9 protein-coding genes and 1 pseudogene are annotated in these 10,032 nt (G+C 74.2%); 5 read left to right on the top strand and 5 right to left on the bottom strand.

All coding sequences use genetic code 11. The features are described 5' to 3' along the window. A pseudogene (locus SSBG_RS00725) lies at positions 1-318 on the bottom strand (ATPase); the annotation flags it as partial. Between the two features lie 173 nt (positions 319-491). On the opposite strand from SSBG_RS00725, the gene SSBG_RS00720 reads away from it, so the two are divergent. Continuing rightward, positions 492-1,169 carry a uracil-DNA glycosylase gene (locus SSBG_RS00720; RefSeq protein WP_008744330.1) on the top strand — a complete coding sequence of 226 codons (678 nt, stop codon included), beginning with the start codon at positions 492-494 and terminating at the stop codon, positions 1,167-1,169. A 108-nt stretch (positions 1,170-1,277) separates the two neighbouring features. Beyond that, positions 1,278-2,417 (top strand): MFS transporter, encoded by a 1,140-nt coding sequence (locus SSBG_RS00715; protein WP_078491442.1) that lies wholly within the window; start codon positions 1,278-1,280, stop codon positions 2,415-2,417. Here the strand turns inward: SSBG_RS00715 and mmuM are convergent. Next, positions 2,344-3,258 (bottom strand): homocysteine S-methyltransferase, encoded by a 915-nt coding sequence (mmuM, locus tag SSBG_RS00710; protein WP_008744328.1) that lies wholly within the window; start codon positions 3,256-3,258, stop codon positions 2,344-2,346. The two genes, SSBG_RS00715 and mmuM, sit on opposite strands and share 74 nt — an antisense overlap. Before the next feature lie 170 nt (positions 3,259-3,428). On the opposite strand from mmuM, the gene SSBG_RS00705 reads away from it, so the two are divergent. Both SSBG_RS00705 and SSBG_RS00700 read left to right on the top strand, forming a co-directional pair. After that, positions 3,429-4,532, top strand: a complete 1,104-nt coding sequence (locus SSBG_RS00705; RefSeq protein WP_008744327.1) for an NADH:flavin oxidoreductase/NADH oxidase — start codon at positions 3,429-3,431, stop codon at positions 4,530-4,532. Between the two features lie 130 nt (positions 4,533-4,662). Next, entirely contained in the window at positions 4,663-5,022 is a 360-nt protein-coding gene (locus SSBG_RS00700) for an ArsR/SmtB family transcription factor (RefSeq protein WP_008744326.1), read from the top strand. Here the strand turns inward: SSBG_RS00700 and SSBG_RS00695 are convergent. Together SSBG_RS00695 and SSBG_RS00690 are read right to left on the bottom strand one after the other, a co-directional pair. Next, entirely contained in the window at positions 4,936-6,366 is a 1,431-nt protein-coding gene (locus tag SSBG_RS00695; protein ID WP_008744325.1) for a nucleobase:cation symporter-2 family protein, read from the bottom strand. The two genes, SSBG_RS00700 and SSBG_RS00695, sit on opposite strands and share 87 nt — an antisense overlap. 340 nt (positions 6,367-6,706) lie before the next feature. Further along, positions 6,707-7,408 (bottom strand): DUF305 domain-containing protein, encoded by a 702-nt coding sequence (locus tag SSBG_RS00690; RefSeq protein WP_078491187.1) that lies wholly within the window; start codon positions 7,406-7,408, stop codon positions 6,707-6,709. A gap of 135 nt (positions 7,409-7,543) precedes the next feature. Here SSBG_RS00690 and SSBG_RS00685 point away from each other — a divergent pair, with 135 nt between their 5' ends. Further along, entirely contained in the window at positions 7,544-9,031 is a 1,488-nt protein-coding gene (locus tag SSBG_RS00685; RefSeq protein WP_008744323.1) for an LVIVD repeat-containing protein, read from the top strand. A gap of 180 nt (positions 9,032-9,211) precedes the next feature. Here SSBG_RS00685 and SSBG_RS00680 read toward each other — a convergent pair whose 3' ends face one another. After that, a complete protein-coding gene (locus tag SSBG_RS00680; RefSeq protein ID WP_008744322.1) occupies positions 9,212-9,925 on the bottom strand; it encodes an HAD family hydrolase in 714 nt (237 codons plus the stop codon). Between the last annotated feature and the right edge of the window lie 107 nt (positions 9,926-10,032).

Below are 10,032 nucleotides of genomic sequence, written 5' to 3'. Positions count from 1 at the left end.
GGGCAGCCCGAGCGCCTCGGCGAGCGCCCCGGGGAGCGTCGCGCGCAGACCGGCGCCGAGCGTCGCCATCCCCGCCGCGCCCACCACGAGCGCGGCGGGCCGCGCGCCTTCGGGCAGGGCGCCGCGCACGGCGGGCAGGAGCTGTTCCAGCAGGTGCGGGGCCGAGATCCCCTCGGGCCCGGTCCGTACGGGGACCCGCGAGACGAGGACCCTCGGCTCCCGGTACGGCCCCCCGGCCACCGCGAACCGCACCCCTGAGCCGCCCGAGTCCACGCCCACCACGACGGGCTCGCGAGCTGCGCTGTCGTACGGCGGCATGGGCGGGTCTCCTCGGGCTGCGGGCTGCGGGCTGCGGGCTGGCAGGTGGGTGCTCCGCACGGCGTGCGCGGGGCGGGCCGCAGCCTAGCCCGGCAGGTCCGGACGCCTGTCCCGGGGGAGCGGGCAGCGGCAGCGGATTGGGCCGGGCGGCGCTGCGCCGATAGGGTGACGGCGTGCCAGCGCAACCCTTGAACGAAGTCGTGGAAGCGGGCTGGGCCGAGGCCCTCGCCCCGGTCGCCGGGCGGATCGCCGCCATGGGGGAGTTCCTGCGCGGCGAGATCGCCGCCGGACGCACGTACCTCCCCGCGGGGAAGAACATTTTGCGCGCCTTCCGGCAGCCGCTGGACGAGGTCAAGGTGCTGATCGTCGGCCAGGACCCCTACCCCACCCCGGGCATGGCGATCGGGCTGAGCTTCGCCGTCGCCCCCGAGGTGCGGCGCCTGCCGGGCTCGCTCGTCAACATCTACCGCGAACTCCAGGCCGACCTGGGCGTCCCGCAGCCCTCCAACGGGGACCTCACCCCCTGGACCAGGCAGGGCGTCCTGCTCCTCAACCGGGCGCTCACGACCGCCCCCGGCAGCCCGGCCGCACACCGGGGCAAGGGCTGGGAGGAGGTCACCGAGCAGGCGATCCGCGCCCTCGTCGCGCGCGGCAAACCCCTCGTCTCGATCCTGTGGGGCCGCGACGCCCGCAACCTGCGCCCGCACCTCGGCGACTACCCCGCCATCGAGTCCGCCCACCCCTCACCCATGTCGGCCGACCGGGGTTTCTTCGGCTCCCGCCCGTTCAGCCGCGCCAACGAACTGCTCCAGCGCCAGGGGACCGAGCCGGTGGACTGGCGCCTCCCGTAGCCGGGCCGGGAATACCGGTTGCGCCCCGGCCGGTACGGCGTGTGGTGTGGCCGCGTGGACACGTTCGCGCGGAACCATTGGCGTGCCCTGTCCGTGCTCCTCGGGCTCATGCTCGCCGCCTTCGCCTTCAACACCGCCGAGAACCTGCCGGCCGGGCTCATCGACCGCATCGCCGGGGACCTCCACGTGCCGCTGTGGGCGGTCGGCTTGCTCGTCTCCTGCTACGGGCTCACCGTCGCCGTCGTCTCGGTGCCGCTCGCGCACCTCACCCGTGCCGTCCCGCGCCGCCACCTCCTCACCGGCGTCCTCGCGGCCCTCGCCGTCTCCGGCCCGGCCGCCGCCCTGGCCCCCGCCTACGTACCGCTCCTCGGCGCCCGGCTCGTCACCGCGCTCGCGCAGGCGTTCTTCTGGGCGGTGCTCGGGCAGGTCGCCGCCGGCCTGTTCGCGCCGCGCGTGCGCGGCCGGGTGCTCGGGACCGTGTCGCTCGCGGGCTCCCTCGCCCTCGTCGCGGGCGTCCCGGCCGGGACGTGGATCGGGCGGCACGACTGGCGGCTCCCCTTCGGCCTGCTCGCCGTCCTCGCGCTCGCGGCGCTGCCGCCGATCGCCGCGCTGCTGCCCACCACCGCGCCGGATTCCGCGCCCGCCGCGTACGCGAGCGAGCCCGACACGCGGCGCTTCCGCGTCGCCCTCGTCGCCGTGACGCTCTCCGCGACCGGCGGCTTCGCCGGATTCACCTACGTCGTCGCACTCCTCGGCGGCGAGAGCGGTTTCGCCCCGGGCGCCATCAGCCTCCTGCTCGTGTGCCTGGGGGTCGCCTGTCTCGCCGGGGTGGCCGCCACCGGCCCCTTCCTCGACCGCTTCCCCTGGGCCGCGCTCGCCGCCGCCGTCCTCACGCAGTCCGCCGCGCTCCTCGGCCTCGCCGCCGCCCGCCACCAGGCTCTCGCCGCGTGCTTCCTCGCCCTGTTCGGTCTCGCGCTCGGCCCGGTCTTCCTCGCCGCCCAGAACGCCATGCTGCGCCACGCGCCCCGCCGCACCGATCTCGCGCTGGCCGCGAACTCGGGCGCCTACAACGCCGGCATCGCCGCGGGCGCCGCGCTCGGCGGCCTCGTCCTCGCCCGGGCTGGGGTGCGCACGACCTTCGCCGCGGGCGGCCTCGTGAGCCTCGCCGCCGGGCTCACGCTCCTGCGCGCAGCACGTCCGCGACACCCCGGATCTCCCCCGGCCCCACCCGGCAGCATCCGCCGATGAGCCGCGCCCCGGCCGCGTACCACCGGGCGGCGAGCCCCGGCACGAAGCTCGGGTCGCTGCGCCAGCCCCGCGCGTGCGCGTCCCAGCGCTCCCCGCTGTTCGGGTACGCGACGCCCGGCTTCCCGCCGGCGGCGACCGCGCGCCGTACCGCGTCCGCCACCTCCCCCGGCGCGCAGCAGTTCACCCCGACCGCCACGATCTCCTCCGCCTCCGCCGCGAGCCCGAAGGCCGCGTCCAGCGGCTGCCCGGCCCTGGTCGCCCCGTCCGCCACGCTGTACGAGAGCCACACGGGCACCCCGCAGCCCCGCACCACGGCGAGCAGCGCCCGGGCCTCCTCGGTGTCCGGGACGGTCTCCAGCGCGAGGACGTCGGGCCCGGCGGCGAGCAGCGCCTCGACACGGGGGCCGTGGAAGCGTTCCAGCTCCGCGCGCCCCACCCCGTACCGCCCCCGGTACTCCGAGCCGTCCGCGAGCATCGCGCCGTACGGGCCCACCGACGCTGCCACCCAGCGGCTGCCCGAGGCGCGGGCGGCCGCCACCGACAGGGCGAGCAGTTCGCGCGTGCGCGCCGCGTCGATGCGGTGCCGCGCGAAGCCCTCGAAGCTCGCCTGGTAGCTCGCCGTCGTCGCGACCTCGGCGCCCGCCGACGCGTAGGCGCGGTGCGCCGCCGTGAGCGCGGCGGGCCCGTCCCGCAGCAGCCTTGCCGACCACAGCGCGTCCGCGAGGCCGTGCCCGGCGGCCTCCAGCTCGTTCGACAGCCCGCCGTCCAGGACGACGGCCCGTGCGCCCAGCGCCCGGACGAACTCCTCGGAGCCGGTCCCGCGCGCTTCCGTACCGTCCATCCCCCCAGGGTAGGCCGCGCGCGGCCGACCGCCACCGCTCCCTGCCGGACCTTCGTACGAGAACATTCGTATTACGACCATGTTCGTACTATGCTCAGCCGGGTCGCCGCGTGGCTCCACCACGACCGGGTCACCCCACCACCTTCACCACCTCCCGAGAGGGGAATCGCGTGAGCGCGCTCTTCGAGCCCTACGCCCTTCGTTCGCTGACCGCACGCAACCGGCTCTGGATGGCGGCCATGTGCCAGTACAGCGCCGCGCCGGACGGCCCGGAGCAGGGCGTGCCGAACGACTGGCACTTCCAGCACCTCGCCGCGCGCGCCACCGGCGGCACCGGCCTCATCATCACCGAGGCCACCGGCGTCAGCCCCGAGGGCCGCATCAGCCCGTACGACCTCGGGCTGTGGAACGACGCCCAGACCGAGGGTTTCCGGCGCGTCACCCGCTTCCTCGCCGAGCAGGGCGCCCTCTCCGGCGTCCAGCTCGCCCACGCGGGCCGGAAGGCGTCGACGGAGCGCACGTGGGTGGACCGCGGCGCCCCCATCCCCGCCGACGCCGAGCACGGCTGGACACCCCTCGCGCCGAGCGCGCTCGCCTTCGCCGACGGCCATCCCGTGCCCGAGGAGCTGACCGAGGACGGCATCCGCGAGATCACCGGCCAGTTCGCCGACGCGGCGCGCCGCGCGCTCGACGCCGGGTTCCGCACCGCCGAGATCCACGGCGCGCACGGCTACCTCATCCACCAGTTCCTCTCCCCGTACAGCAACCACCGCACCGACGCCTACGGCGGCTCCTTCGAGAACCGCACGCGCTTCGCACGCGAGGTCGTGGACGCCGTACGCGCCGTGTGGCCCGAGGAACTGCCGCTCCTCTTCCGCATCTCGGCCACCGACTGGTTCGAGGAGGACCCCGAGGACACGCGCACGGGCTGGACCGCCGACGAGACCGTCGCCTTCGCCCGCACCCTCAAGGAGCACGGCGTCGATCTACTCGACGTCTCGACGGGCGGCATCTCGCCCACCGCGCCGATCGCGACGGGCGCCGGCTACCAGGTGCGTTTCGCCGAGCGCGTCAAGAAGGAGACCGGCCTCGCCGCGGCGGCGGTCGGGCTCATCACGGAGGCACGGCAGGCCGAGAAGATCCTCACGGACGGCCAGGCCGACGCCGTCCTCCTCGGCCGCGAACTCCTGCGCGACCCGTACTTCGCCGCGCACGCCGCCGCGGAACTCGGCGACCGGCCGTACGTGGCGCAGCCCTACCACCGCGCCTACTGAGGCCGTCGGCACGTCGGGCGGCGTGCGTGCCGGTGCCCTCCCCGTCGCCGGGGGAGCGGCACCGGCCCGCGTCGTACGATGGGCCGCGCACCGACCGCCCGTACCCCGCCCGCCCCGCCAGGAGCCCGCCGTGACGACCCCCGCCGCAGGCAGCCGCGCCCTGCCGCACCCCGATCGCGCCGACATCCGGCTCGAAGCGGTGCTCCACGCGCTCGCCGACCCGCTGCGGCTGCGCATCGTCCGGGAACTCGCCGCCGAGGGACGGGAACTGAACTGCTCGGAGTTCCCCCTCCCGGTCACCAAGTCGACCTCCACGCACCACTTCCGCGTCCTGCGCGAGAGCGGGGTGGTGCGCCAGGTCTACCGGGGCACGGCGAAGCTCAACGGGCTGCGCAGGGACGACCTAGACGCGCTTTTCCCCGGGCTCCTCGACCACGTCCTCGACGCCGCCGCCCGCGAGGCCGGACGGCTCGGCGAGCCCGTCCGCTGAGGGGGCCGCGAGCCCGGGGGAGAGGGGCGGCGCGGCGCGCTCACCGGTCCCGGCGCCGACCGGTTCCCGTGACGTCCTCGTGCCCGCCAGGTGGTTGAAGAGCAGGTTCAGGACGAGCGCGGTGAGGCAGCCCGCGCTGATCCCGCTGTGCATGACCGTCTGGAACCAGTCCGGGAAGCGGTCGTAGAGGTCGGGGACGCCGACCGGGAGCAGCCCCACCGCGAGCGCGACCGCGACCACGGTCAGGTTGTGGTTGCCCTTGAAGTCCACTTCCGCGAGCGTGCGCAGCCCGCTCGCCGCGACCGTGCCGAACATGACCAGCCCCGCCCCGCCGAGCACCGGCGCGGGCACCGCGGCGACCACCGCGCCGAGCTTCGGCAGCAGCCCGAGCAGCACGAGCATCCCGCCCGCCGCGGCCACCACCCAGCGGCTGCGCACCCGGGTCATGCCGACGAGCCCCACGTTCTGCGCGAAGGCCGTGTACGGGAAGGTGTTGAAGACACCGCCGAGCACCGTCGAGAGCCCGTCCGCGCGCAGCCCGTCGGCGAGCGTGCCCGGCTCCGCCGCGCGCCCGGTCATCTCGCCGACCGCGACGATGTCGCCCGAGGTCTCCGTCATCGACACCAGCGCCACGATGAGCAGCGACACGATCGCGCCCGCCTCGAAGCGGGGCGCGCCGAAGTGGAACGGGGTGCTGATCCCCGCCCAGTCCGCCGCGCCGACGCCGCCGAAGTCGGTGAAGCCGAAGGGGATCGCGACCAGGACGCCCACGACGATCCCGACCAGGACCGCGACCCGGCTCAGGAACGCCGGCGCGAACCGCTGCACCCCGATCACGAGGAGCAGCACGAACAGGGCGAGCGCGAGGTTCTTCGGCGCGCCGAAGTCCTCCGCCCCCTCGCCGCCCGCGACCCACGCCCCCGCGACCGGCATGAGCGAGAGCCCGATGACGAGGATGACCGTGCCCGTCACGAGCGGCGGGAAGAACCGCAGCAGCCGCCCGAAGACCGGCGCGAGGAGCACCATCGCGAGCCCCGCGACGATCACCGCGCCGTAGATCGCGGGCAGCCCGCCCGCGCCCGTGCCGATGAGCACCATCGGCGCGACGGCGGCGAACGTACAGCCCTGCATGAGCGGGAGACGCACGCCGAAGCGCCACACACCCACGCACTGCACGAGCGTCGCGATCCCGGATATCAGCAGGTCGGCGGTGATGAGGTACGCGAGATCGGCGGGCGGCAGCTTCATCGCGCCGCCCACGATCAGCGGCACGGCGACCGCGCCCGCGTACATCGCGAGCACGTGCTGGAGCCCGAAGGCGAGGAGCTGGACGGGCGGCGGCACCGCGTCCACGGGGTGGACGGCCCGCCCGGGCTCGGGACGGCGGCCGGCGTGCTCGGCATGGGTCACTCCTGGGGGTCGGCGGACCCGTGCGGGCCCACGGGGACGGGGACGGGGACGGAGCAGAGTGTGGGGGATGGTTCAACTGGCTGGAACCGTAGGGAAGTCGAACAAGCCGTTGGTGTCCGTGCGGTTTCCGCGCCGTTTCCCCGCCCCAGGCCCCGGGCCGCCGCACCGGTCTCCGGCCGTGCCCCCTTCGCGAGCCGCCCGCCCGGTCCCGCGCGCCTGGTCCCCCGCGTCCGCCCGCCCCGCGCGCCCGCCCGGTCCCGTGCCGACGCTCCGCTCAGTCCTTCGCCAGCGCCTCCATACGGTGGATCTCGCTGCTCTGCTGCGCCACGACGTCGTTCGCCATCTCCTCGACCCGCAGGTTGTTGCCGCCCGCGAGGACCTCGCCCGCCATGTCGATGGCGCCCTCGTGGTGCGTCGTCATGAGCGTCAGGAAGAGCTTGTCGAAGTCCTCGCCGCGCGACGCCTTCAACCGGGCGAGCTGCGCTCCGGTCGCCATGCCGGGCATCGCGCCGTGCTCGTGCTTCGGGGTGCGACCGCCCTTCGGGTCGTACTGGGCCTGCCAGCCCTTCATCGCGTCGATCTCCGGGCCCTGCGTGGCGGCGATGCGCTCGGCGAGCGCCTTCACCCCGGCCGAGGAGGCGCGTCCGGGGGCGAGAGCGCTCAGCTCGATCGCCTGCGCGTGATGCTCCGTCATCATCGCCACGTAGCGGAAATCGGCCGTGTTGGGCCGGTCGTCCTCCTTCTTGGCCGATTCCGCCTCCTCGGGCGACAGGGTGCGCGCCGCTTCCCCCGGCTTGCCCGGGACGATCACCGAACTCGCCTTCGCCCCGGGCGTCTTGGCCCCGCCGTCCGGCTCCTGACCTCCCCCGCCGCACGCCGCGAGCCCCAGGCACAGGGCGAGCGGCAGCGCCCATCGCGCTCCCCGGGCCACACCCCGCACGCCCCACGGGGCACCAGGAGGACCAGAAGATTCCATGACGATCCTGTTACCCGCTCTTGATATGTGCATGAGCAGAACGATACTTCGATCAGTTCGCGAACCATTCAACTCCGTTCAACCGGCGCAGAGATGCGGACGAAACCGGGCGGAGAAGAGGGAGAAGAGGAAGCAGTGACCCTGTCCAACCACCCCCACACCCGGCGCAGACGCCTCGGCGTCGGCGCCGCGGCGGCGGGACTGCTCGCCGCACTCCTCGCCGTGACCCCCGCGGCGGCGACGCCGGGACCCGGCGACGAGAGCGCGTCCCGTACGGCCGTCAGCTCCGAGGCCGCCGCGTCCGCGAAGAAGGACGTGGCCACCGGAGAGATACCGGGCCAGGACGAGATCGTCCACTCCCGCAACATCCAGCACCTCAGCAACACGCCCAAGGACGCGCTGGCCGGGACCAACTCCGACCTCGCCTTCCGGGGCAAGTACGCCTTCGCGGGCAACTACGACGGCTTCCGCGTCTTCGACCTGAGCAACCCGAAGAAGCCGCGCACCGTCACGCAGGTCCTGTGCCCGGGCTCGCAGAACGACATCTCCGTCTCGGGCGACCTGCTCTTCCTGTCCACGGACTCCTCGCGCAGCGACGACTCCTGCAACAGCACGACGCAGCCCGCGACCGAGAAGTCCTCCTGGGAGGGCATCAAGGTCTTCGACATCAGCGACGTGCGGCACCCCGAGTACGTCGCCGCCGTCGAGACCTCCTGCGGCTCGCACACCCACACGCTCGTCCCCGAGCGCAAGGACGTGTACGTGTACGTGTCCTCGTACTCGCCGAGCGCCACGTTCCCGGACTGCCAGCCGCCGCACGACGGGATCTCCGTCATCAAGGTGCCGCGCAAGGCGCCCCAGCAGGCGAAGGTCATCGACTTCCCCGTCCTCTTCCCCGACGGCGGCAACCCGGGCGGCTCCGTCAACCCGGGCGTCGCCGCGACGACCGGCTGCCACGACATCACCACGCTGCCCTCGAAGGACCTCGCGGCCGGGGCCTGCATGGGTGACGGCGTCCTGCTGGACATCAAGAACCCGGCGAAGCCGCGCGTCATCGACCGGGTCCAGGACAACAAGAACTTCGCGTTCTGGCACTCCGCCACCTTCAACCAGAAGGCCGACAAGGTCGTCTTCACCGACGAGCTCGGCGGCGGCGGCGCGGCCACCTGCAACGCGAAGGTCGGCCCGGACAAGGGTGCCGACGGCATCTACGACATCGTCGGCAAGGGCGACAAGCGCAAGCTCGTCTTCCGCTCGTACTACAAGATCCCGCGCCACCAGGCCGACACCGAGAACTGCGTGGCCCACAACGGCTCGCTCATCCCGGTCAAGGGCAAGGACCTCATGGTCCAGGCGTGGTACCAGGGCGGCGTCTCCGTCTGGGACTTCACCGACTCCACCAAGCCGCGGGAGATCGCCTACTTCGAGCGCGGCCCGATCAGCACGGACCAGCTCGCCGTCGGCGGCTCCTGGTCCGCGTACTACTACAACGGCTACATCTACTCGAACGACATCGAGAAGGGCTTCGACGTCCTCAGGATCAGCGACCGCCGCACCGACCCCGCCAAGCGGATCAAGGTGGACGAGCTGAACGTCCAGACCCAGCCGGACTACTTCGACTGAGCCCCCGGGGCGCGAGGGCACCTGACCCCGGCGCACCCGGTCCCGCGCGCGCGGCACCGTCTCGCCCGTGTCCGCGCCGGCGCACCACCACGACGGGCCGTCTCCCGAGGGAGGCGGCCCGTCCGTGCGCCGTAACCCCGGGCCGTACCGGCGCGCCCGCCGTGCGCGGCCGGGCGCCGCTCAGCCCGCCGCGTCCACCAGCTCCAGTACCGGGCGCAGCCCCGCCGGGCGGGCGATGACGGGCAGGTGTTCCACGAAGTGGACCGCGCAGCCCAGGGCGCTCGCGCCGCCGTCCGCCTCGCGGCTGTCGCCCACCATGAGCGTCTCGGGACCCCTCGCGCCGAGCATCCCGCACGCCGTGGCGAAGAGCCGCGCGTCCGGCTTCTGCACCCCGTGCTCGAACGACAGCGTGTACGCGTCCACGAAGGTGTCCAGGCCGTGCGCCCGGAAGACCGGCCGGATGTCCCAGCCGACATTGCTCACCACGCCGACACCGACCCCCCGGGCCCGCAGCCCGGCGAGGACGTCGTGCGCGTCCGGGTAGGGCAGCCAGCCCTCGGGCCGCATGTGGCGCGCGTACAGCTCCTCGTGCAGAGCGTCGTCGGGCAGCGGTACGTGGCGCGACAACCCCGTGTACGCGGCGCGGTGCGCCGACGCGCTCTCGTCCCGTACCGGCCACAGCTCGGCCGTGCGCGCGTCGGGGAAGCGCACCGGGGCGCCCGGGGCGCCGCCCGGCTGGGCCCCCACCCGCTCCAGCTCGGCCGCCAGCTCCACGAGCCGCGCCTCCGGCAGGACGTGCCCCCTCGCGGCGAGCGTCCCGCGCAGCCACTCCTCGGCCGGCTCGATGCGCAGCAACGTGCCGGAGAAATCGAAAAGGACCGTCTTGATCGTCATACCAAGATCCTCACGGCGCTCCCGGGCCCGGTCAAGACGCCCTCGCGCCACGCCCCGCCCGCGTCCCGGCCACGACGAGCAGCGCCCCCAGCAGCCAGCCCCCCACC

It is taken from the genome of Streptomyces sp. SPB074 (assembly GCF_000154905.1).
Lineage (GTDB): Bacteria > Actinomycetota > Actinomycetes > Streptomycetales > Streptomycetaceae > Streptomyces.
The sequence above is the reverse complement of the archived record's forward strand: the minus strand, read 5'-3'. Positions and strand labels throughout refer to the sequence as shown.

Excerpts from the sequence above, each read along its gene's own strand:
- mmuM (WP_008744328.1), bottom strand. The coding sequence starts at position 3,258 with ATGGACGGTACGGAAGCGCGCGGGACCGGCTCCGAGGAGTTCGTCCGG.
- SSBG_RS00715 (WP_078491442.1), top strand. The coding sequence starts at position 1,278 with ATGCTCGCCGCCTTCGCCTTCAACACCGCCGAGAACCTGCCGGCCGGG.
- SSBG_RS00690 (WP_078491187.1), bottom strand. The coding sequence starts at position 7,408 with ATGGAATCTTCTGGTCCTCCTGGTGCCCCGTGGGGCGTGCGGGGTGTG.
- SSBG_RS00680 (WP_008744322.1), bottom strand. The coding sequence starts at position 9,925 with ATGACGATCAAGACGGTCCTTTTCGATTTCTCCGGCACGTTGCTGCGC.